The sequence below is a fragment of the Lachnoclostridium sp. An181 genome (assembly GCF_002160325.1).
GTDB lineage: Bacteria > Bacillota > Clostridia > Lachnospirales > Lachnospiraceae > An181.
In genome coordinates, this window is sequence record NZ_NFKJ01000012.1 from 43,259 (window position 1) to 67,049 (window position 23,791).

The following is a 23,791-nucleotide window of genomic DNA, read 5'->3' on the forward strand; positions in this document are numbered from 1 at the left end:
TGAGGTAATGAGAAGAAAAAGGAAAACTTTGAAAAGAATGGGTTCTATGGTCTTGGCAATGCTGATGTGTGTTGGAGGATTGCCGGTGAATACCGAGGCAGAAATGCAGGACAGTAAAAATGTGATTTTGAATTGCCCGGTAACTGTGACAGGAACAGAGATCAACACCAGACCAGATATGACATTAGATAAAGTGAATGATGGGAAAATGGATACTCGCGTATCAACAGTAGGACAATATGATGAGGATATTGTTTTTGAGTTTGCTTTAGATGGTGCTAAATTAATTGACAGAGCAGAAATATTTGAACGTTGTGACCGTCAATATGGAGATGCTCCACGTATCGATGAGGTTACTGTCCAGGTTTTGGATGGAACTGAATGGAAAAGTGTAAGCAATGCTGTGAAAACTTCTCAAAATGAAGGGAATGAATTGGAACACATTACTGTTACATTTGATCCGATTGTTGCAAATGGAACGGTGCGGATCATTACAAAGGACAGGGAAAAACAAAATCCGACCATATGGGAAATGGAAGTCTATGGTACAGATACGGAAGGACCTGCATCCCATAACATATCTTATAATCTGGAACATTTGAGCGGAAATGGGCCGGAAAAAATTGAAATCGGAAAAGATTTAAGATTTACTTTGACAGCAGACTATGGGTATACACTTCCTGAAAATATAAAGGTGACCACGAACGGTGAGGAGTTAAAGGGAGGATATACATATGATAAAGAAACAGGAGAAGTTGTCGTATCGAAGGTAGATGGTGATGTTACGATAACGGCATCAGGTGTACGAGGTGAGACTCCTGCAAACGGTCTGATACGGTTGAACAAAGGGGAAACAGCTGACATTGCCACAAGTTTTCAGGATTCGCAAACACCAATAACATGGACATCCGGAAATGAAGAGGTCGCTGTTGTTGATGCGAATGGGAAAGTCACTGCCATGTCTGAAGGGACAACCGTAATTACTGCAGCTGCCGGGAATGAAACAGAATATTGTACGGTTGTTGTTGATGGTTATATGCGCACATGGTATGACGAACCTGCCAAAAGCTGGGAGCGCGACTGCCTTCCTATTGGCAACGGAAACCTGGGTGGTATGATTTATGGCAATACAGAAAGGGAACGTATTCAGGTAAATGAAATCACATTATGGAGCAAAGGAAACAATTATCAGGGCGGAAATGTTGAAGGCGCATGGAAGAATCTGAAACCGATTCAGGATGAGATGTTTAGCCGCCTTGACAATAATTTCAGTGGTATCAATGTAAATGGTATTCTTGGAAATGAAAGTGGATGCGGTGCTTACCAATCTCTTGGAGACATCTATTTTGATTTTGATGGAGAGGCTCGCACGGAGAATCCTAAAAATTATGTGAGAGAACTGGATTTGGATGATGGATTTGTACGTGTATCTTATGAAAATAAAGGGGTTCAATTTACTCGCGAATATATGGCAAGTTATCCGGGAAATGTGATGGCGTTTCGTCTGACATCTTCCAAGGAAGATGCATTATCTTTTAAACTTGATTATAATCAGGGAGACGGAAGAACTGCTATTATTGATAAAGCGGAGGAAAATGCTATTGTTTATCAGGGAAAGGTGAATGCCGGCGGTATGGCGTTTGCAACGAAATTGAAGGTAGTTGCTCCTGATGCAGATGTCACTTGCAACAGTGACGCTACCATTTCTGTTTCAAATGGTGAGGATGTATTGATCCTTATGTCTGCTGGTACAAATTACGATATTACGGAAAGTAAAAATATCAACAACATCAGCGACTTTTATACAGCAGATGGTGATTATCTGGATAATGATGATCCAAACGGCAATATCGTTATGTCAGAGGTTACTGCCCGCGTAAATGATGCAGCAGAAAAAGGATATGCAGAATTAGTAAAAGCTCATATGGAGGATTACCAGGGGATCATGGGACGCGTTGATCTGGAACTTGGTGATGAAGAGAAGGCGGCAATGACAACAGATGATCTTTTAGATGAATATAAAAAAGAGCGCAGTAATTATGCAGAGACAGTACTGTTTCAGATGGGACGTTACCTGCTGCTGTCATCTTCCAGAGATTCTCTTCCTGCTAATCTGCAGGGGATCTGGAATGATTCTAACAGCCCAGGCTGGAATTCAGACTATCATTTTAATGTAAATCTTCAGATGAATTATTGGCCTGCATTTGTCACAGATATGAGTGAGACAGCGATGCCATTGGTCAATTATATGGATTCCTTACGTAATCCTGGAAATGTAACTGCTCGTGAACATTTTGGAGTTGAGGATGGCTGGGTTGTGAATACGGAGGCGAACCCGTTTGGTAAGACTGCACCTGGAAGTGCTTTCTCATGGGGATTTACACCTGGAAGCGGTGCGTGGACTTGTCAGAATTTATGGGATTATTATGAATTTACAGGAGATCCGGAAGTGCTGGAGAAAATATATCCAATCTTAAAGGAAGGAGCCGAATTTTGGCTGGGTTACATGGTGGAGGATCCTCGTACACGTACAGAGGGTGTAGAAGGAACCGGTGAACTTGTAACTGCTCCGGGCGGTTCTTCTGAGCATGGGCCGGTTGGTGTTGGCACAACTTACGATATGTCTCTTGCATATATGGAAATGCAAAATACAGCCAAGGCGGCAAAAATACTTGGTGTTGATGAAGGTCTGCAAACACAGATACAGGGAGCGCTGTCCCGTATGAAACCATTTTGGATCGGCACGGACGGTCAATTGAAAGAATGGCGTGAAGAGACAGGGTACAGCAGTATGCCAGGAACAGAGAAACTTCACCGGCATTTGTCTCATCTTCTTGGATTGCATCCTGGAAATTTGATCACTAAGGAAGGCGGCGAGTTTTCGGAATATTATGATGCAGCTGTACGTGCATTAGAGCTCAGAGATGATGGAAGCAGTGCAGTAGGCTGGAGTATGGCTCAGAAGGGAAATATTTTTGCCCGTGTAGGAGATGGAGAAAAAGCTTTGCATCATATGAATCTTCTGTTAACAGAAGGTTTAGGGGATAATTTGCTTGATGTTTATGTTCATCCAAGCTGGGGAGATATTTTCCAGGTTGAAGCAAATATGGGATATACAGCTGGTGTAGCAGAGATGCTCCTCCAAAGCCATCAGGGCTTTATTGAACCACTCCCGGCACTTCCAAAAGCATGGGCAGATGGTTCGTACACAGGCCTTGTTGCACGTGGTAATTATAAGACAGATGCTGTATGGCACGACAGTCATCTTGAAAAATTTGTTGTTCGTTCTACGAATGGAGGAGAATGTATTGTCCGTTATCCTAATATATCAAAAGCAACTCTTAGCGGAGGTACATTTACTGTAATCGATGTAGATACTGTGAAAATAGACACTGTAAAAGGCGGAGAATATGTATTTGAAAATATCCCTGCAAGAAAGAGTGTTGAAGAAATTAAAGTTGAGTCAGAGAGCGGTATTACTTTATTAGAAAAAGCAGGGCAGTCAATTGCGCTGACCGCGGACGTACTTCCGGAAGATGCAGATAATAAAGCGGTAACATGGAAAGTAACAGATGAGAACGGCGGAGCAACGGAGTGCGTAACTATTGATGAGAATGGTGTGCTTACTGCAACGGATAAACTTGCGCTGCAAAATGTTAAGGTTACTGCAACAGCGAAAGATGGCTCTGATGTCAGTGGAGAGTGTATGATTTCTATTGCTACGGACCGGGAAACGAAATCGCAGAACGTAGCCCTTAACAGACCTGTTAAAATGACAGGTGCGGATATTTATAATAATGATACTATGAAACTTACGAATATCAATGATGGAAATCTGGATACCCGTATGGCGGTTGCAAATGGCGGACAGAAAACAAATGATATACAGTTTGATTTTGAATTAGAAAATGAACAGAAAATTGAACGAGTTGAGCTGTATGAGTATCTGGATCGTGGATGGGGAGCAAATGGACGCATTGACAAAATCGAAGTTCAAATTCAAAAGGATGGCAGCTGGGAGACAATTGCCGCAAAAGATACCCCGGATAATGGAGAAGGGGATGGCAAGCGTTGTATAACAGTAGAATTTGCCCCGGTTACAGCTACAAATGTTCGGGTTCAGGTGACAGATAATGAGAAAGCGGATCCTACTATTTGGGAACTGGAAATTTATGCAAGCAGTGACTCCATGCCATTGATGGATAAGGAAGCATTAATTCAAAGATTGAAAGAGACGGCTCATTTGACAGAAAAAGACTTTGTTGGTATCAACAATGGCTGGGAAACCTATCAGAATGCACGTAAAGAGGCTCTGGAAGTTGTGAATGATCCGAGAGCAGTTCAAAAGGAAATTGATGATGCACTTGATAATTTGAATGTTGCACTTAAAAAAGATGGACTTCGCACAGACGTACTTGCCTACCTTGTAAGCATTGTAAAAGATCTGGACACAGAAGGTGTGATCGATTCTGTAGTTGAAATGTATCAAGAACGTCTTGCAGCAGCAGAACAGATCCTGAAAGATGTGGAGAACGGCGGCATTTTCATTACGCAGAAGCAGATTGATGAAACAACCTGGAATCTTTTGGAGGTTGTTCAATACTTCAGTTTTATACAGGGAAATAAAGCAGAACTTCAAAAAGTGATCGATATGGCAAAAGAGATTGATCTTGACAAATATCTGGAAATAGGACAAGAAACGTTTACAAAGGCCCTGACAGATGCAGAAACCATAGTGGGTGACGGTGATGCAATGCAGGACGAAGTGGATACTGCATGGAAAGCACTCTTAAAAGCTATGAGTGAGCTTCGATTAAAACCGGATAAAACAGTGCTTGACAATCTTTTGAAAGAAGCGAATGCAAAAGATGCAGGAATGTACACAGAAGAAAGCTATCAGGTTCTTTGCACAGCAATGGCAGAAGCATCCGCTGTGTATGCAGATGAGCAGGCGGACGAAGAAAGCGTAAACAGTGCAGCGGAATCTTTGGCAGCTGCAATGGAAGGACTGGTTGCAAAAGAAGAGGGACAGAAAACAGAGACAGATGCAGTTGTTAAAACAACAAGCACAGCAAATGTTTCTGAGAATAAGGAAACAGTTAAATCTGCCAAAACAGGCGATCCAATGGATATGACATTGTATATCGCATTGATGGCAATGGCAGCAGTAGGATTGGGTACGGCAGTAAAAATGAGTAAAAAGAGAAAATAGTGAACCAGGATAAGCAGGGTGTCGCAAAATCATCAAATCAGATGGCGGAGCGGTGCCCTCGCTCCATTTTTTTAAAAGAGAAGTATTATTTTGTGTAAAAGCAGTAAAAAATATGAAAAAATATCCATTTTATAGTCGGAATATTATTGGACTGAGTAGTCTGGAATTTGGAAAAGGTATATAATAAAATTCGGTTACTAAAATTTTCAAGGAGGGAAAGAGAAAATGAAAATGAGAAAACGAATGAAAACCTGGGCCGCATTATTGCTGGCAATTATATTAGTTATACCTGCAATGCCTGCAAAAGCCTGGGTGGCGGACAATGGTGACGGGACATTTACCAATCCTGTCATGTGGGGAGATTATCCGGACAATGACATTATCCGGGTTGGGGACACGTATTATATGTCTTCCACAAGCATGCATTTATTTCCGGCATGCCCGGTCATGAGTTCCAAAGACCTGGTAAACTGGAAATACGAAAGTTACGCATTGTCAGAAGAGGATGCGCTGAGACTGGCGAACAATGACGATGGTCTGACATTGAAAAACGGAAGGTCTGTCTATGACATGGGACCATGGGCCACAAGTCTTCGCTACAGCGAAAAACTTCAGAAATTTTATCTCCTCGTCAATATGCAGGACGGTGTGGATACAGAGTACGCGATCCTTTGTGTAGCAGATCAGGCATCCGGACCGTGGAAGGCATATCGGCTGGACAATCCGCAGGGCGCGATCAAAGGCCTGTATGATCCTGGCCTGCTCTTTGACAAAGACCCGGTGACTGGTGAGGAAAATGGAGATATCTGGGTTATTCATGGGCAGGGCAGCCTCTATGCGTCCAGACTCAATGTAGTAGATGAGGAAACAGGGGAACTTGCAATGGATGAGGAAGAGAGAAATATACCGCTGTATGATTATACAGACGGCGGATACAATGAGGGATCCCATGCCTACAAGTTTGGGGATACATACTATATTATCAGCACCCCGACCTGGAATGGAACATCCACGAAAAAATCTATTGCGATCCAGACAAAAGATCTGCTGAATGGACCGTATGAAGTAAAGGATATCATGCGAAGCTACATGAACTTTGGGGATAATGGTATCCATCAGGGAGGAATTGTGGATGTACCGCAGGAGGACGGCACTTCGCAGTGGTGGTCCGTGATTTTCCAGGATCGCGGAAAACTGGGCCGTGTACCGACATTACAGCCTGTTTACTGGGAAGAGGATGAAAATGGTCTGAAGTGGCCAATGCTTGGAGTCCAGGGTAAAAATGGGGACCAGGCCGCAGTCACAATGGAAAAACCAAATACAGGAGCCAAGACTACTCCTGCAAAACCAGCGGATTCCGATGAATTTGACAGTACCACGCTTGGAAATCACTGGCAGTGGAACCATGTCTCTGATCCGGAAAAATGGAGTCTTACAGAGAGACCAGGATATATGAGACTGCACACAGCAACTGTGACAGACAGTCTTACAACAGCGCAGAATACATTGCGCCAAAGAGTTGTGGGACCGGAAAGCGCTGCAACGATCAAGGTGGACATTTCCGGCATGCAGGACGGTGATGTGGCAGGACTTTCTGTGATCCAGAGAAATTACAATTACATCGGAGTTACAAAAGATGGAGAGAACAAGAGAGTTCTGATCAATGACAATGGTACAGAACAAATTTCTGCCAAGATTCCTTCTGATACAACAGAAATCTGGTTTAAGGCATCTACGCCAAGATTTGAATACAGAACAGAGTTCTCCTACAGTCTGGATGGGGAGAACTTCACAAGACTTGGCGGACGCTATGAGATGCACTATGGAAACTATGTGGGAATGGGATTTGGCGCATTTAACTTTGCAACAAAAGAGCTTGGCGGTTATGTAGATCTTGATTACTTCCATATGGACATGCCGGATGATCATGGAAACTATAATGCACTGAATGAAAAGATCGAGGCTGAGAGATATGATCTTCAAAGTTATGACATTTCCCGCGGAGAACCGACAAGAGATTACAATCCGCTGACAACATGGACAGCAGATTATGCGTACACAGACAACCTGTCAAAATCAGGCGGAGCTTATGACCTGGCTCTGGACAACTTAAGAGACGGCGACTGGGTGACATACAACCGCGTGGATTTTGAAGATGGAGCTGACTGGATGAATTTCAGGGTATCTGCAGTGGCAGACGCATGTCAGATCGAAGTTCGTTTAAACGACGAAAACGGAGAAATTTTGACAACTGTGGACATTCCAAATACAGGAGACAAAGAGACATTTACCAATGTGATCGTTCCGATTGAGAATTCTCCAAAAGGAGTGCAGAAACTTTGCCTTGTTTACAGAGGAGAGGCACAGTCTGCCAGAATGAACTGGTTTATGGCAGGAAACGGTGAAGAGCCGGTGAAACCGGAAGTACCTGCAAATCTTCAGGCAAAAGGCATCGGAGATACCAAGATTGAATTTTCCTGGGACAATGTGGACGGTGCAAAAACATACGACTTAAAAATCGGCGATGAGCTCATCAGCAATGTGACAAGTCCGTTTGTAAAGACAGGGCTGCCGGAGGGCGCACTGTACAAAGTGACAGTCCGTGCAAAAAATGAAGGCGGATACAGCCAGTGGAGCGATCCGGTGAAAGCATCCGGTCAGGGAAATCCATATAAGATTCCGCAAAACAATATTTCCAGTCCGAAATTCTCAAGCGAAGAAACTGGAGGAGAAGGACCAAAGAGCGGTTATATTTCCGCAATTCTGGATGGAGATGACAGTACATTCTGGCACAGCGCATGGAGCAGCGGAAACGCACAGCCACCGCACTGGTTCATTCTTGATCTTGGAAAATCCTATGAGGTCAACAAACTGACCATGCTCCCAAGACAGGGCAGCGGAGATCTGCCAAATGGGCTGATCCGGAAATTTACTCTTTTGTACAGCAACACAGGAACAGAAGATGGAGATTTCACACCTGTATTTGAACAAAAAGAACTCTCATCAGGTGTTGGACTGAAGACAGTTGATTTTGAGCCTGTGACTGCACGTTACCTGAAAATCTACATTGATGAAAGCCACAATGATTTTGCATCCCTGGCAGAGATCAATGTGTTCCGAAGCACGCCGGATACAACAGGACCGAATGCACCGGCAAATGTGACAACCTCCATTCGGTGGGAAGGGGAAACTCCGGCAGTTGACCTGAAATGGGATGCAGCAATTGACGAAGAGTCCGGTATCCAAAGTTATTCCATTTTCCGGGACGGACAATTTCTCGATATCACAGATGGCTTGGAATATACAGATACAAATGTGGAAGAGGGAAAAACATACAGTTATGAAATCGTGGCTACAAATGGCGCCGGTGTTGACGGTGAGGCAGCAGCGGCAGAGGTGACAGTGAACACACCTCCAAAAACCTATCAGATTCCACAGGATCAGATGACAGCAACAGCATCCAGTGAGGAGACGATCGATGAGGCTGGAACAGGACATGGATTTGTGACAAATGTGCTGGATGGAAATCCGGATACATTCTGGTGTACACAGTGGAGTGACAAAAACCCAGACGGCAAGCATCCTGGACCACACTGGCTTTTGATCGATCTTGGAAAAGTCTACACACTGGATCGTGCAGAATTCCTTCAGAGAAACTTAAATACTCCGCATGGACAGGTGACGAAATACAACTTATCCTACAGCGTGGATGGGGAAGAGTATACGATGCTTGTAGAAAACGGAACCTGGAATCTGCAGAACCAGTCCAACACCGTGCAGCTTGGAAATATTCAGGCTCGTTATCTGAAACTGGACTGCCTGGAAGGACAGGGGACATATGTTCCGGCGGCCATGGCGGAAGTCAATGTCTATGCAGTGGAAGAGCAGCCAGAAGAACCAGTAGAATTATCTACAGAAGTTCTGAAATATGCGATCAGCCTTGCAGAAAAGGCAGATACAACGGGAGTCATTGATTCCGTGAAAACAGCTTTTGAGAACGCTTTGGCTGACGCAAGGAGAATGCTCGCAGACGTAGAGGCAGGAGTGAGTGGAATCACCCAGAGCGATGTGGACACATGCTGGCAGAACCTGATCAAGGCAGTGCAGTATCTGTCCTTCAAACAGGGAGACAAGACAGACCTTGAAAAAGTCGTTGCTCTGGCAGCAGATATCGAAGGAAGACTGGATTCCTATCTGGATGATGGAAAACAGGCATTTACAGATGCACTTGCAGCAGCAAGAGAAACCCTGGAAGATGGAAATGCTATGCAGGATGAAGTGAACCAGGCATGGAGAGGTCTTCTCGAGGCAATGGCAAACTTAAGGGTGAAACCAGATAAGAGCGCGTTAGAAACCTTGATCAATGAGGCATCTGCACTTTCCAAAGATGTATACGAGGCAGAAAGTTTTGAAGTGATGAGAACAGCCCTTGCGGGGGCTAGGGAAGTGTTTGCTGATGAAAATGCAGACCAGAAGGCTGTGACAGCAGCAGAAGAAAACTTAAAAGGTGCAGTTGCAAAACTGGTACCAGTATCTGAAGGAGCAAAAGCGGAAAAGAACAATATTGTAAAAGAGGCAGCAGGCAAACAGGCGAATGGGGCAGGAACAGCTGCGGCATCAGCAAAAGCAAATGCAAACAATGCAGCAAAATCCGCGAAGACAGGAGATGCAGCAAATCCGGCAGTAATGGCAGCAGCAATGGCAGCGGCAGTTGTATTGCTGGCCGGAAGAAAGAAAATCCGAGCGTTTCTTGAGACAAAACAGTAAAAGTGATAAGTTGACCTCAGGAACAGTGCGATATGATTTTGGGGATTGTTTCATTCCTGACACAGTTATTTACATCAAGTCCGGGAACGTATGGCATGATGGGAGAACGAAGTGTACAATATTTTCTATACGTAGATGCGAAAGACCTGGAACGGGCAATGAAACTGCGAAACTAAAAAAGTTAAGATGTCGGTAAAGAAAAACCGCGGCTATTAAGTTCACTTATGTGAAAAATAGCTGCGGTTTTTATGATTTTAATGAATAATTACCTCATATCCTTAAAATATGTGGTAACAAAACGAGATCAAAAATGGCACAAGGGCGGACAGGAAAGCTCCGTTGAAAACAGCCAGCACCACGGTTTCCGGGTTAGTATATTTGATCAGCATGGGCAGCGTAGTGTCTTCACTTGTTGCGGCGGCGGGAGCAATGCAGCTGTAGTAGTTTAAATGCTTTGAAATCCAGGGGATCGAAAAGAAAGAAAAAATCTCCCTCATCAGATTGCTGAGAAAGGCAGTACTGCCGATCGCAGCTCCGTAAAGATTGGTGATCGATACCCCGGCAAGGCTGTACCATCCAAGTCCGCTTGCAATGGCCGTGGATTCTCCCAAAGAGAGAGGGAGAAACGCTGCACAGACAAGCCCTCCGGCGATGGAGCCGACAATGATCCCGACAGGAATAATAAATATTTTTATGTGGTATTCTTTAATCTTATCAATGATCCCGCGGTGCATCCCAACACTGATTCCCACAAGAAACATCAAAATGTAGAGAATGAAGTCAGTGTGTGAGACAAGGATGGTGATAAGACCAAGATCCGTTCCCGAAAGTCCGTACAAAACTCCTAGGAAGAGGGAGGCGATTGCAAGCAAAACCATCAGCACACCTCCTTATCTTTTTTCTCCATGAATTTTCTGCTGAGGATAAACACAAGGATCATGGAAAAGAAAGAAGGGATAAAGCACAGGATAAAAGACTGCAATCCCAGTGATGTCAGCTCTTTGATAAAGTTTTCTCTGCGCCCAAGCATGACACCCATGGAAAAAATAAGAAGGCAGGTACAGATGACCTGAGCATATTCATTGAATTTTTTGTATTTTGCCGGAAAAATCCGGTTGCCGATAAGTCCTCCGGCACACATGATCAATAAAATGTCCATAGTAATACTCATTCCTTTGTACTTTTGTAAAATCCTTGTCTAGGATAGCATGGATATATCAGAATTGACAAGGAAAATACACCTATTTGTTGTGAAAGTAAGCGTTCGGATGGTATAATGATGCACATAGGGGGACAGAAAGAATATGGCAACAATGATTTCAAGCCCAAAGGAGGTAAGTTATGAGGAAGATGTCAAGGAAAATCTTCTGTCTTCTGACAGTATTTTGTATGCTTACAGGCATGATACTTCCATCCGGAAGTGCTGCGGCAAAAGAGACAGAAGGAAAAGTTTCGGAGACGGCAAATTATAAAATTTATCCGACTCCGCAAAAGGTAACAGATGAAAATACACAGATCACATTGAGCGAAGAGATCAATGTCATCAAAGAGAGCGGAATCGACAAGATAACGGAAAACCGTATCAATGAGGTGTTGGAAGAAGCAGGATATCAGGTATCCTACAGTGACAGCGAAAAAGCGGACAGCACGAACCTGTATGTGGGGATCAACGGTTCAGGCGAGAGTGCAGACACCCATGAGAATGTGCCAAAAGACGTATTTGCAGAAGGGGAGAATAAATACGACATGCACGTGCTCAAAGTTTTTGAGGACGGAGATATTGTAATCCTTGGAAAGGATACGGACGCTGCGTTCTATGCGCTTGCTACGCTGGAGCAGATGTTCGCACAAAGTGAGAGCGGCACTTTGAAGGTGTCTACATTTGAGGATTACGCATTCCAGAAATACCGTGGAGCAGTAGAGGGATATTATGGCTATCCGTGGAGCGTGGAGGGCACGCTGGACTGGATGGAATTCGCAAAACGCTACAAAATGAACATGTTTTTGTACGGACCAAAATCTGACCCGTATCATCTTGGAAAATGGGACGAGGAGTATCCGGATGAAGTCTCCGAAGAGGATTCCAAAAACGGAGTGCGCACCAAAGACGAGATGAGACAGTACGCAGAAGCAGCGGCTGCAAGCAAAGTAAGCTTTGTCTGGGTGGCACACCCTGCAATGCAAAAGCCAATCGATTTCACGAATGAGGAGACGATCGAAGAAGGACTTGTGCGTTTGATGGACAAATTCAGTCATATGTATGATCTTGGTGTTCGTCAGTTTGGTATTTTTGTGGACGATATTTCAGAATCAGTGGCAGCACAGACAGCGGACATGCAGGTATACATGTTAAACGAGATCCAGAACCGTTTGTATGAGAAATACAATGGAGAAGGCCAAAGTCCGGAAGATCAAGTAAAAGGATTATTTTTCACTCCGGCATGGTACACGACCGGATCAAGTTATGGAGCCAGCTGTCTGCCAAAATTTAAGGCAGTCCATGAAGATGTGGAATTCTGTTTCACAGGAAACGCAGTATTTTCCAACATCAGCAACAGTTCAGCGACAACATTTAAAAACTGGCTCGGACGTACACCTGTCATGTGGTGGAACTATCCGGTAAACGATGCCAGCGATGCTGTTTTCTATACAAACCCGATCAATCATTATTACGGACAGGATTCCAATCCGACTAATCTGGAAGGTGTTCTCTCAAACCCAATGAACTATGCGGAGGCGTCCAAAGTCGCATTCTTTGGACTTGCAGACTATACATGGAATCCGAAAGCTTTTGACGCGATGGCAAACTGGGAAGACAGTTTTAGAGCTATGATGCCTGACGATGCGGATATGGCGGCAGCGTTAAGAGAAGCATACGGAAATCTCAATCAGACCTTTGTTCCGGCTGATGTAAAAAATGTTCTTGACGGATATCAGAGCGGAAATAAAGCATCTGCGGCAGCTATCCGCGATAAAATGTATACGATCATGGATGCTATCAAAAAGGTAGAAACATTGGCACAAAGTGAACGTGTGGCGGATCAGCTGATCGTTGAGGAAGCACAGACATCTTTCAACAAGCTGTATGACATGGCAGCGCTGATTGGAGGAGCTATGGCAACAGTATCCAGCGATGATCCGGTGGATCAGGTTCATGGTTATTACATTGCTCAGGAGGCAATCGAGAGACTGGATACTCCAAAGAATGAACGTTACCAGATCATCTCTTTGGAAGGAGCAGGAGAAGATATCTACAGCAGCGTTGTGGAAGCCTGCCCGTCAGAGCGCGGACTTGAGCCGTTTATGGCAACAGCAAGAGAAGTGCTGGATGACTTTGCAGTGGAAGACGCAGACACAAGCGGTGTTGCAATTGAACAGGTGAACATCACACCAAATGAAAATGTGGAAGTACGTCAAGGAACGACGCAGCAGTTTTTGGCAGCTGTGGATGCAGACAGAGAGAATGTAAATGAAGTACTCTGGTCTGTAGAAGGTGCCGAGGCAGAAGGGACATCCATCAACAAAAACGGAGTTCTGACTGTAGACACAGATGAAACAGCACGAGAGTTGAATGTGACAGCAACATCTGTATATGACAAAGAAAAATCAGTGACAGTCAAGGTTACAGTTATTGATAAAATTTATACGGACCCGACCATTCCGGTCAACTTAGGACCACAGGCAACCATCCTTCACGCAACCGGATCACCGGCACAAGGAGAGGGACCGGAATATGCCTTTGACGACAATGATTCCACAAAATGGTGTACAGGAGGAAGCCTGTACAGAAATCAGTGGCTTGCATTTGACCTTGGTGCAGTGAAAACCATCAGTGAATGGCAGATGGTAGGCGGTGGAATTGAGCATGAGCTTTACACACCTTCAGCATTCTCTTTGCAGGTACTGAAAGATGAAAATCCAACGCAAGAGCAGTTAGCGGATGTCTCTTATCTTGGAAACAATGACAACTGGGAAACTGTTTCAGAATATACGAATAACACAGAAAATGATGTGAGAACAGATTTCGATCCTGCGATCGAAGGAAGATATTTCCGTTTTTATGTGGCAAATGCCATTCAGCCAGGAGCACCGTATCCGTCAACACGTATTTTTGAACTGCGTGTATTTGGTGTGGACAAAGCAACTGTAGAGCGTACCCATTCTCTGACGATAGATTCCAATATCAAAAATGGAACGCTCGCTGTGGACGCAGCTCATTTTGAAGAGGGCGCAAAAGTCAATATCCAGGTTTTGCCGGATGAGAACTACCAGCTGAAACCAGGATCTTTGACATACAATGGTACACAGATAGAGGGAACTTCTTTCCTTATGCCAGGTGAAGATGTTGTGCTGAGCGCAGCCTTTGAACCGATTTCAGAAAGTAAACTTTCTACAGATGTGTTAGAATATACACTTGGACTTGCAGCTACAGCGGACACAGAAGGTGTGCTGCAGTCTGTTGTAGACAGATTCCAGAAAGCCGTGGAAAATGGACAGGATATTTTGGACAGAGCAAAGAGCGGTGATGCATCTGTGACCCAGGAAATGATAGATGAGGCATGGAAGGAGATCATCACAAGCATGCAGTATCTTTCCTTTAAACAGGGAAACAAGGAAGATTTGCAGAAAGTGTATGACATGGCGGCAAATCTGGATTTGGACCGCTATCTGGAGGAAGGCAAAGAGGCATTCCGGTCAGCCCTGACTTTGGCTGAAACTGTGTTGAGTGATGGTGATGCGATGCAGGATGAGGTAAATGGTGCATGGAAGACATTGCTTTCGGCCATGAGTGAGCTTAGGCTGAAACCGGACAAGTCTGCATTGAATGAGCTGATCGTCACTGCGATGTCTCTTAAGGAGGACGATTACGAGGCGGAAGGATTTGCAGTGATGAGAACAGCCCTGGCAGAAGCGACGGCAGTATATAAAGATGAGACAGCCACAGAGGAAACGGTTGCAAAAGCAACGGCGAACCTTCAGGACGCTTTGTCCGGTCTGAAACAGGCATCTGCTGAAGATACCCGGAATACGCAGACAAGCACAAATACAAATGCCAATACCAATGTGGATCAGGGCAAAGCAGACACAGCCCCAAATTCCAATGTAAAGAGTGTAAAAACAGGGGATGAGACAGTTGTAGTATGGCTTATATTTGCAATGGCAATGGCAGCGGGGATCTGTTTTGCACAGAAGAAAAAAATGAAATAAGGGTTCCATGGATGGGATGTAAAGAGCTCTTCCGGCAGTCTGCCGGAGGGGCTTTTTGATTTTTATCCGCAAAATGTGTTATACTAATCCATCAGGAAAAGAGGGTGATAATATGTCCGTAGTGGATAAATATATAGACTATGTAAAAGAAGAGGCAAAAGTGGAGCCAAAAAAGGGATGGAAGAAGATGGTGTTTGGTTTTTGGGCAAACAAATGGAAGACAAAGCTGGCGCCCAAAAAGGGGATTTCCAAAGGGTATCAAAAGCTGGAGGCCATGATGATGTCTCTTGTGGCAGACACACTTGGAGAGAAGAAACCCTATGTTTGGGGAAATATTTTCGCGCCGTGTGAGTTGATGCAGTGTTTTGGACTGCAGACTCTCTCCATTGAATGCCTGTCCTGTTATTTGACAGGCTTTCATCTGGAAGACTATTTTATTGATTATGCCCAAAACGAGGGGATCGCGCCAACGCTTTGTTCCTACCATAAAACCTTTGTGGGGGCTGTGGACAGCCAGGTAGTGCCAGGTCCTGACTATGCGGTGACAACATCGCTTTCCTGCGATGGAAATTTAAATACATTCCGCTATCTGGAAAAAAAGATCGGTGTTCCGTTTACCTTTCTGGACGTTCCGTATTCAGATGATAGAGATTCTGTTGTATATCTTGCCTCTCAGCTTGAAGAACTTGCAAAAGCTTTGGAGCAAAGAACAGGAATACGGTTTTTGGAGGAAAGATTAAAAGAGACGATCCGGATTGAAAATGAGACGAGAAAAGAGCTGATGAAGTTTTTTAAGCTGCAGGCAGTGCATTATTATCCGGGAGAGCTTATCAGCCATCTCTATATGATGATGGGGATGCACCTGCTCATTGGAACAAAAGAATTTTTAGAGCTTATCAAATTTATGGTGGAAGATATCAAAACCTATCCGAAATTTGAAGGAAAGAAAATTTTGTGGGTCCATCTGATGCCGTTCTATCAGGAGAGCCTGAAAAAATATTTTTATGCAAGCAAAAAATATCAGATTGTGGCAAGCGATATCATTCTTGATTTTATGGAAGAGCTGGACGCAGAAAAACCATTTGAGTCATTGGCGAAAAAGATCATCAGAAATCTGTACAACGGCTCCTATGAGCACAAGGCGGATATGATAGAAAAGCTGGCGGACAGACTTTGTCCGGATGCTGTCATACACTTCTGTCATTGGGGATGTAAACAGGCATCAGGGGGCAGCATCATATTAAAAGAGCGGATGCAAAAGAAAGGACTTCCGATGCTGATCTTGGACGGAGATGGGATTGACAAGCGAAACAGCCATGACGGGCAGATCAAGACAAGGCTGGAAGCATTTCTGGAGATGATAGAGAGCGGAGGAGAGACATGTTAGGATATATTTGTAAATATGCACCCGTGGAAATTTTTGAGTCCATGGGAGTAGAAATGGAAAGAATCGAACCGGAGGTTTCCAATTTTAATCATGCGGACATGAAGATGCATCCCAATATCTGCAGTTTTGCAAAAGGAGTGCTGGAGGAGATGCTGCAAAAGGATTATGAAGGCATTATCCTGACTACTTGCTGTGACAGTATCCGCAGACTGTATGATGTACTCAAAAAAGAATATCCAAAGAAATTTATCTATATGCTGGACACGCCGAGGATCACAAAAGATGCAGGGATTGTCCTCTATGAAAAACGGATCCGCCAGATGGTGAAAGCATATGAAAGTTTTTGCGGCAAACATTTTTGTGAAGAAACATTCTTGGAGTTTTTGAAAAAGAAAAAAAAGACCCAGGAGATTTCTGTGAAAAAAGACGTGCCAAACATTGGAATCGCAGGTGCAAGGGCAAATGCGAGCATCAAAGAGATTCTTGAAAAAAACAAGGCGAATGTGGCGTTTGATGTAACCTGCACCGGACTTGCAAGAAAAGTTCTTGTGGATGAGAGGGAAGTTTTGACAGGTTACACAAGAGGACTGTTAAGTCAGTTTCCGTGCATGAGGATGGAGACGGCAGCGAACAGGGAGGAACTTATCCTGCGCTATATGGACAGTGTGGATGGGATCGTGTATCACACGGTGCAGTTTTGCGACAACTATTCTTATGAGTATGCATGGCTCAAAGAAGTGGTGAAAAAGCCAATGCTGCAGTTGGAAACGGACTATACAAGGCAAAGCTACGGACAGGTATTGACAAGGCTGCAAGCATTTTTAGAGTCGCTTACAGGAAATAAAAAGGCGAAAATAAAAAAGACAGGAGAGAAAGAACGTATGTATGTGATGGGAATTGACAGTGGTTCCACGTCCACAAACGCAGTGATCATGGACAAAGACAGAAAGATCCTGGCATTTTCTGTTGTGAGAACCGGAGCAAAATCAGGGGAAAGTGCAAATAAAGTACTCAAGGATGTACTGCAAAAAGCCGGTTTAAAGCAAGAAGACCTTGCAAGGATCGTATCCACCGGATATGGAAGAGTGAGCATTCCATTTGCAGATGAAAATGTCACGGAAATCAGCTGCCATGGAAGAGGCGCCCATTATTTCAATCCTAAAATACGGACGATACTGGATATAGGAGGACAGGACAGCAAAGGTATTAAGCTTAGCAAAACAGGTGAAGTCTCAGACTTTGTCATGAACGATAAATGCGCGGCAGGGACAGGAAGGTTTCTTGAGATGATCGCCAGGACGCTGGAGATCGACGTGGATGAACTGGGTCCGGTTGCCCTGGAATCAAAAGAGAATATTGAAATCACCAGCATGTGTTCTGTATTTGCGGAATCGGAAGTGATTTCCCTGATCGCAAACAATAAAGAAAAATCCGACATTGCAGCCGGGGTGTGCAGGGCGATCGCGAACAAAGCTTACTCGCTTTTGAAACGGGTCGGCGTGGAACCGGAGTTTATGATGACTGGAGGTGTGGCTAAAAATCCGGGTGTCGTGAAGGCAGTGGAGGAAAAAATAGGCGCTCCGCTTTACATTTGCCCGGAGCCGGAAATTGTCGGTGCAACAGGAGCAGCTCTCTATGCTCTGGATAAAATGGAGTAAGGAAATTGTCGAAGAAACGGGGAGATTATGATAAAATAGAAACAGCTAACATAGAATAACCATAGAGGAGAGGGGTGGGGCATATGAAAAAAGGAAGATGCAGTCTGTGTGGCGGGAAACTTGCCGGAAACCGTTGCCGGCTTTGTGGGCTGGACAATTCTTTCAATGACAAGGAGCGGCGATATGAAAGGGAAAGCAGTGTACAAGGCTATGTCAAAGAAGAAAAAGGAAGGTCGGATACTGTTGCAGAGATCAAAAAGAAAAATGTCAACAATTATGTATACAAGCCCGGGAGCTCTCTCAAAAGAACGAAGAATAAGGTAAAACCTGCTCCTAAAGAGAGGTTTATGAAGTATGTCAGTACTCTTATCTGCATTGTTGCGGCCATCAGTGGTCTTGTCAGCTACTTGCCCGAGATAAAAGAGGATATTTTACATATAAATTCTTCGACAAATGAGGAAATTTCGGAAGAGACAGACACATATGCGTATGTAACGCGCGAGATTCCCGAGGAAGGAACTGAATTTGAAGAGTTTTTGGGGCCAGGGTTTTATCAGGTCGGTGTCCATGTGCCGGAGGGGATATATCAGATAGAATTGGCCGATGGAAGAGGCAGCATGACTCTTTACGACGAGGAAAATGTGATCTTTGATTATAGTCTGTTTGGAACAGACGTGGTGTTTGAAGATGAGGTAGTGGAAAAGGATGACATGAGGCTGTATAATGGAGCAACATTTAAGATTGGCGAAGGGGTTGTCTTAAAACTGAAGACATTCAATGGCCAGCCTCTTAAACAGGAATTTACCGAAAATCCACTCAAAGATACAATCCCGGTAAGCGGGGAGTACACTGTTGGAGCAGATGAAGTTCAGGAAGGCATTTATAACATTCGCATTACAAGCGATGAGGGAAGTGCAACCATCACATATAAGGAGGGGGTGTCAGATTATATCTGGATGGAAAAAGAAACGCATCAGACAGAAGATATGGTTTATGAAGAGAATGGATGCAAAAATGTGGTCCTCCCAAAAGGCGCAACGGTTTTATTTGAAGGGGATGGTATTTACCTGGAGCCTTGCGAAGATTACTATGAAGTGGACTACAATACATATTCAAGCAGAATTTTGACGGATTCAGACAGAAACTGTTGAATCCAGGAACAAAACTTCATATGATGATCATATCTTCCAGGAAGGAGGCGAGCACATGGGAACATTTACATTGACGCCGGGCACAATGATCCTTGTCTGGCTGGGACTGCTTATTATCCTGGTTTTGATCGAACTGCTGACAGTGGGACTTACAACGATTTGGTTTGCCGGGGGCTCTCTTGCAGCGATTATTGCAAACCTTTGCGGAGTGGGGATTATCGGACAGATCGTGATATTTCTGGTTGTCTCCTGCATCCTTTTGATTTTTACGAGGCCGTGGGCATTGAAGTATTTAAATCAAAACCGCACAAGGACCAATTATGAAGGTGTGATCGGCAAAGTGATCCGAATCACCGAAAGGGTGGATAATCTTTCTCAGACAGGGAAAAGTATTGTAGACGGACAGGAGTGGACAGTTCGGGCCACGGAGGATAATGAGGTGCTGGAAAAGGGAGAGCTGGCAAAAGTTGTCAATATTTCCGGAGTGAAACTGATCGTAATAAAATATGAGGAGGAATAAGTTATGGGAAAAATGATAGGAACTATACTGGGAATCATAATTGTTTTGATCATTGTATGTATTTTGATATCCTGTGTAAAAATTGTACATCAGGCACAGGCTCTGGTCATCGAAAGACTTGGCGCTTATCAGGCAACGTGGAGCGTGGGACTTCACTTTAAACTGCCGATCATTGAACGTGTTGCAAGAAAGATTGATTTAAAAGAACAGGTCGTGGACTTTGCGCCGCAGCCGGTGATCACGAAAGACAATGTTACCATGCAGATTGACACGGTTATCTTTTATCAGATCACGGATCCGAAGATGTTCTGTTATGGGGTGGCAAATCCGATCGTGGCAATTGAAAACCTGACGGCAACGACTTTACGTAATATTATCGGAGATCTGGAGCTTGACCAGACATTGACATCACGCGAGACCATCAATACAAAGATGCGCTCAGAGCTTGATCTGGCCACAGACCCTTGGGGAATTAAAGTGAACAGGGTGGAACTGAAAAACATCATTCCGCCAAGTGCTATCCGGGATGCAATGGAAAAACAGATGAAGGCGGAAAGAGAAAGAAGAGAGGCGATCCTCCGCGCAGAAGGAGAGAAGAAATCAACGATCCTTGTTGCAGAAGGTAAGAAAGAATCCATTATCCTTGACGCTGAGGCTGAGAAACGTGCAGCTATCTTGAGGGCTGAGGCTGAAAAGGAAAAGATGATCCGTGAGGCGGAAGGTGAGGCTGAGGCGATTCTCAAAGTACAGCAGGCCACAGCGGACGGACTTCGTTTTATCAAAGAAGCGGGTGCGGACGATGCAGTACTCACGATCAAGAGTCTTGAGGCATTTGAAAAGGCAGCGGACGGAAAAGCTACGAAGATCATCATCCCTTCCAGGATTCAGGAGATGGCAGGGCTTGTAAGATCCATTGCGGAAGTTGCAAAGGATGACGATGTGTCAGGAGAAAAATAGATATGCAGGTTCTGATTTTAGAAGATGAAGAGCAGAGCCAAAAAGCGCTGGAGCGGATATTGGGGGAGTGTTCCCCTGGTATCCGCATTTTGAAAGCTCAATCTTTTGGAGCTGCAAAAACGTTACTGGAAAAAAGCGGAAAAATAGATCTGTTCCTGTTGGATGTAAACCTGGGCGGGGAAGAAACAAATGATATTTTGGGTTTTGCTTTTGCAGAAGAAATCCGGAAGAAGAAGGAATATTCTTTTACGCCTATTGTCATGGTTACTTCTGTGGCATCTTTGGAGATGGAGGCATACAGAAAACTCCACTGTTACCAGTACCTGACAAAACCGTTTGAGAAAAAAGACGTGGAAGAGGTAGTCAAAAAGGTGCTGGAAAATGTAAAAGAGAGGAGCTGTATTCTCGTAAAAAAGGATGGGATCAACTATAAGATTTTCTGTGACAGCATTGTATTTATAAAGGCCATCCCGCGTGGAGTCTGCATCTATATGAAAAAGGAAAAAATGGATGTGCTGTACCTTTCGCTGAAACAGATTCTGGAAAAACTCCAGGGAGAAGACTTTTTGCAGTGCCACCGCATGTATGTTGTAAACAAAATGTACATGGAGTACTGTGATGTGGTCAATCAGATCATAAAGATGCGGTACTGGGATGAGACTGTGGAGATCGGAGTGACGTATAAGGCACAGATCAGGAGAGTAATGAATGAAAGATAAGAATAAGCAGATTTTATATCGAGGATTTTGCATTGTAGCAGTGCTTGTGGGTACTGTTTGTTTTGGAAGGCTTGGAGCAATGGGAAAGATAAGCCCGGAGGTTTTTGTTATTTTCTTATTCTTTATCGTACTTGTGTTGTGGAGCATTGCGCAGTGGAAGGTAAATCATGATGCGGTCAAGAAGCAGAAAGATGCGGTGAATCTGTATCAGATGTACGTACAGCCTTTGGAGGGGCTGGTCAAAGAAATCCGGGCCAGACAACATGAGTATGACAATCATATCCATGCACTTGTAAATATGCATTTGACCGTGGATAACTATGAAGAGCTGGTGGAAAAACAGACGGAATATATCAAAGAAACGAGAAAAGACGGAATGAAACAGTACATTCCCCTTCTGCGGATCAGCGATAAGATTTTAGCAGGATTTCTCTACAGTAAAATCATCAATTCTGCTCCCTGGATTTCCACACATCTGGAAATCAAAAATTATGAAATCATTTCACAGGCGCTGGAGCCGGACATCATAGAAGTGGCGGGCGTCCTTGTGGACAATGCATATGAAGCATGCGACGAGAGAAAAAAAGAAGTGTGGATCACATTGGATTCTGTGGAGGATCAAGTGCTCTTGGAAGTGAGAAATGAAGTAGAGAAGGTAAAGATAAGCGATGTAGAAAAGTTTTTTGAAAAAGGATATTCCACAAAATCAAAGGAGAGAGGATTCGGGCTATTCCGTGTGCGTCAGCTCATGGAAAAGACAAAAGGAGAGCTTACAGCGTCTGTTGAGGAAAAAGACGGCATGGAGCTGATCTGCTTTCTGGCAAAGATGTAATAAAAAAGAGAACGGCGGTCAAAACATATATCAGATGTTTTGACCGCTGAAATTTTTTAGTAGTGTATTGGATATTCCAGAATATAGTCATCCATGACAAAACCATTTCCGATATCTGTCACTTCATCCCGTACGATTTCAAATCCAAGATGTTTGTATACGTCCAGGGAATGGCTGTTGTATTTGTTGCATGTCAGCCAGATTTTGTCAAGCTTGCGCTCTTTGGCAAGATCTATAAGATGCCCGAAGACTTCTGTGCTAAGGTGCTGTCCTCTGGAATCCTTCAAAAGGTAAAGTTTGCTCAAAAATAAAGAGCCGTCTTTTTCCGTAACACCTGTGTAGCCTACCATCATATAATCGCTGGAAATGAGAAAGTATTCATACCCATCCGCAATCTGTCTTTTGAGCGCGTCAAAAGACTGAAACTTTTCTACCATGTAATCCACCTGTTCCTCTCCGATGATAGGAGGAAAATGTTCATGCCAGATTTCCTCTGCCAAAGCGGCGACGCCCAAAATTTCCGCATCATTGACAGCAGGGATCATACGTATTTTTTTCATATTGGTTCTCCTTAAAATACTTTTGTTATATAAAAATAGATGTTATTATTATAATAGATGACAATTATGAAAACAATATGAGTTTTTTATCCTTGGAGGCGCATAGATGAATACGTTTGTAAAACTGGAGAATGTAAAAAAAATATATCACATGGGAGAGGTCGAGATAGCTGCTGCGGACGGTATTGACTTTGAGGTCCAAAAAGGGGAATTTGCGGTCGTGGTTGGGGCCAGCGGCGCAGGAAAGACAACAGTGCTGAATATCCTTGGAGGAATGGACACGGCCACGAGCGGAAAGGTTTGGATCGATGGGGTTGACATTACATCATATGGTGCAAAACAGCTGACTGCTTACCGCAGGGATGATATCGGGTTTGTCTTTCAGTTTTACAATCTCATTCCAAATCTTACAGCTTTGGAAAATGTAGAACTTGCTATGCAGATTTGTAAAAATCCTCTGGATGCGGAAAACGTGTTGGAAGAGGTAGGTCTTGCAGAAAGAAAAGATAATTTTCCGGCTCAGCTCTCCGGGGGAGAGCAGCAGAGGGTGTCGATTGCGAGGGCTTTGGCAAAAAACCCCAAACTTTTACTGTGTGACGAGCCGACAGGAGCTTTGGACTACAATACAGGGAAAGCCATCTTGAAACTTCTTCAGGATATGTGCCGTGAAAAAGGGATGACAGTGATCTTGATCACCCATAATTCTGCTATTGCTCCTATGGCAGACCGGGTGATCCATATTAAGAATGGAAAAGTGTGGGAAATTTTGGAGAATGAATCTCCGGTTCCGGTGGAAACGATAGAATGGTAACAGAGAGAA

Annotated in this window: 15 protein-coding genes; 12 read left to right on the forward strand and 3 right to left on the reverse strand. The window is 44.1% G+C overall.

Annotated features, from left to right (window positions below):
- The first annotated feature begins 7 nt into the window (after positions 1-7).
- The 3 genes from B5F18_RS08545 (at position 8) to B5F18_RS12510 (ending at position 10,155) form a co-directional block, all read left to right on the forward strand.
- On the forward strand, positions 8-5,212 hold the full coding sequence (locus B5F18_RS08545) for a glycosyl hydrolase family 95 catalytic domain-containing protein (protein WP_087157258.1): 5,205 nt from the start codon (positions 8-10) through the stop codon (positions 5,210-5,212).
- Between the two features lie 225 nt (positions 5,213-5,437).
- Entirely contained in the window at positions 5,438-9,979 is a 4,542-nt protein-coding gene (locus B5F18_RS08550; protein ID WP_087157259.1) for a discoidin domain-containing protein, read from the forward strand.
- Between the two features lie 32 nt (positions 9,980-10,011).
- Entirely contained in the window at positions 10,012-10,155 is a 144-nt protein-coding gene (locus tag B5F18_RS12510; RefSeq protein WP_162607571.1) for a hypothetical protein, read from the forward strand.
- A gap of 102 nt (positions 10,156-10,257) precedes the next feature.
- Here B5F18_RS12510 and B5F18_RS08555 read toward each other — a convergent pair whose 3' ends face one another.
- Positions 10,258-10,860, reverse strand: coding sequence for a lysine exporter LysO family protein (locus tag B5F18_RS08555; RefSeq protein WP_442911371.1), 603 nt, complete (start codon positions 10,858-10,860; stop codon positions 10,258-10,260).
- Positions 10,857-11,138 carry a hypothetical protein gene (locus tag B5F18_RS08560; protein ID WP_087157261.1) on the reverse strand — a complete coding sequence of 94 codons (282 nt, stop codon included), beginning with the start codon at positions 11,136-11,138 and terminating at the stop codon, positions 10,857-10,859. Before B5F18_RS08560 ends, B5F18_RS08555 begins: the two co-directional genes overlap by 4 nt.
- A gap of 182 nt (positions 11,139-11,320) precedes the next feature.
- On the opposite strand from B5F18_RS08560, the gene B5F18_RS08565 reads away from it, so the two are divergent.
- The 8 genes from B5F18_RS08565 to B5F18_RS08600 all read left to right on the forward strand — a co-directional run bounded on the left by B5F18_RS08565 (position 11,321) and on the right by B5F18_RS08600 (position 22,411).
- Complete coding sequence (locus B5F18_RS08565; protein WP_087157262.1) at positions 11,321-15,187, forward strand: beta-N-acetylglucosaminidase domain-containing protein; 3,867 nt, start codon at positions 11,321-11,323, stop codon at positions 15,185-15,187.
- 112 nt (positions 15,188-15,299) lie between these two features.
- Complete coding sequence (locus tag B5F18_RS08570) at positions 15,300-16,574, forward strand: 2-hydroxyacyl-CoA dehydratase subunit D (protein WP_087157263.1); 1,275 nt, start codon at positions 15,300-15,302, stop codon at positions 16,572-16,574.
- Positions 16,568-18,232, forward strand: a complete 1,665-nt coding sequence (locus B5F18_RS08575) for an acyl-CoA dehydratase activase (RefSeq protein ID WP_087157264.1) — start codon at positions 16,568-16,570, stop codon at positions 18,230-18,232. Before B5F18_RS08570 ends, B5F18_RS08575 begins: the two co-directional genes overlap by 7 nt.
- 83 nt (positions 18,233-18,315) lie before the next feature.
- Complete coding sequence (locus B5F18_RS08580; RefSeq protein ID WP_087157265.1) at positions 18,316-19,383, forward strand: hypothetical protein; 1,068 nt, start codon at positions 18,316-18,318, stop codon at positions 19,381-19,383.
- 55 nt (positions 19,384-19,438) lie between these two features.
- On the forward strand, positions 19,439-19,903 hold the full coding sequence (locus B5F18_RS08585) for an NfeD family protein (protein ID WP_242955828.1): 465 nt from the start codon (positions 19,439-19,441) through the stop codon (positions 19,901-19,903).
- Between the two features lie 3 nt (positions 19,904-19,906).
- On the forward strand, positions 19,907-20,860 hold the full coding sequence (locus B5F18_RS08590) for a stomatin-like protein (protein WP_330394143.1): 954 nt from the start codon (positions 19,907-19,909) through the stop codon (positions 20,858-20,860).
- A gap of 2 nt (positions 20,861-20,862) precedes the next feature.
- The gene (locus tag B5F18_RS08595) at positions 20,863-21,579 is read left to right on the forward strand and encodes a LytR/AlgR family response regulator transcription factor (RefSeq protein ID WP_087157266.1); all 717 of its coding nucleotides are present in this window, start codon (positions 20,863-20,865) and stop codon (positions 21,577-21,579) included.
- Entirely contained in the window at positions 21,569-22,411 is an 843-nt protein-coding gene (locus tag B5F18_RS08600) for a sensor histidine kinase (protein ID WP_087157267.1), read from the forward strand. Before B5F18_RS08595 ends, B5F18_RS08600 begins: the two co-directional genes overlap by 11 nt.
- A 56-nt stretch (positions 22,412-22,467) precedes the next feature.
- On the opposite strand, the gene B5F18_RS08605 is transcribed toward B5F18_RS08600, so the two are convergent.
- Positions 22,468-22,971: a GNAT family N-acetyltransferase gene (locus B5F18_RS08605; protein ID WP_087157268.1), complete on the reverse strand. Its 504-nt coding sequence runs from the start codon at positions 22,969-22,971 to the stop codon at positions 22,468-22,470.
- 106 nt (positions 22,972-23,077) lie between these two features.
- Here B5F18_RS08605 and B5F18_RS08610 point away from each other — a divergent pair, with 106 nt between their 5' ends.
- Positions 23,078-23,782, forward strand: coding sequence for an ABC transporter ATP-binding protein (locus tag B5F18_RS08610; protein WP_087157269.1), 705 nt, complete (start codon positions 23,078-23,080; stop codon positions 23,780-23,782).
- Positions 23,783-23,791: the final 9 nt, after the last annotated feature.

Excerpts from the sequence above, each read along its gene's own strand:
- B5F18_RS08545 (WP_087157258.1), top strand. The coding sequence starts at position 8 with ATGAGAAGAAAAAGGAAAACTTTGAAAAGAATGGGTTCTATGGTCTTG.
- B5F18_RS08550 (WP_087157259.1), top strand. The coding sequence starts at position 5,438 with ATGAAAATGAGAAAACGAATGAAAACCTGGGCCGCATTATTGCTGGCA.
- B5F18_RS12510 (WP_162607571.1), top strand. The coding sequence starts at position 10,012 with ATGATTTTGGGGATTGTTTCATTCCTGACACAGTTATTTACATCAAGT.
- B5F18_RS08560 (WP_087157261.1), bottom strand. The coding sequence starts at position 11,138 with ATGGACATTTTATTGATCATGTGTGCCGGAGGACTTATCGGCAACCGG.
- B5F18_RS08565 (WP_087157262.1), top strand. The coding sequence starts at position 11,321 with ATGAGGAAGATGTCAAGGAAAATCTTCTGTCTTCTGACAGTATTTTGT.
- B5F18_RS08570 (WP_087157263.1), top strand. The coding sequence starts at position 15,300 with ATGTCCGTAGTGGATAAATATATAGACTATGTAAAAGAAGAGGCAAAA.
- B5F18_RS08575 (WP_087157264.1), top strand. The coding sequence starts at position 16,568 with ATGTTAGGATATATTTGTAAATATGCACCCGTGGAAATTTTTGAGTCC.
- B5F18_RS08580 (WP_087157265.1), top strand. The coding sequence starts at position 18,316 with ATGAAAAAAGGAAGATGCAGTCTGTGTGGCGGGAAACTTGCCGGAAAC.
- B5F18_RS08585 (WP_242955828.1), top strand. The coding sequence starts at position 19,439 with ATGGGAACATTTACATTGACGCCGGGCACAATGATCCTTGTCTGGCTG.
- B5F18_RS08590 (WP_330394143.1), top strand. The coding sequence starts at position 19,907 with ATGGGAAAAATGATAGGAACTATACTGGGAATCATAATTGTTTTGATC.
- B5F18_RS08595 (WP_087157266.1), top strand. The coding sequence starts at position 20,863 with ATGCAGGTTCTGATTTTAGAAGATGAAGAGCAGAGCCAAAAAGCGCTG.
- B5F18_RS08600 (WP_087157267.1), top strand. The coding sequence starts at position 21,569 with ATGAAAGATAAGAATAAGCAGATTTTATATCGAGGATTTTGCATTGTA.
- B5F18_RS08605 (WP_087157268.1), bottom strand. The coding sequence starts at position 22,971 with ATGAAAAAAATACGTATGATCCCTGCTGTCAATGATGCGGAAATTTTG.
- B5F18_RS08610 (WP_087157269.1), top strand. The coding sequence starts at position 23,078 with ATGAATACGTTTGTAAAACTGGAGAATGTAAAAAAAATATATCACATG.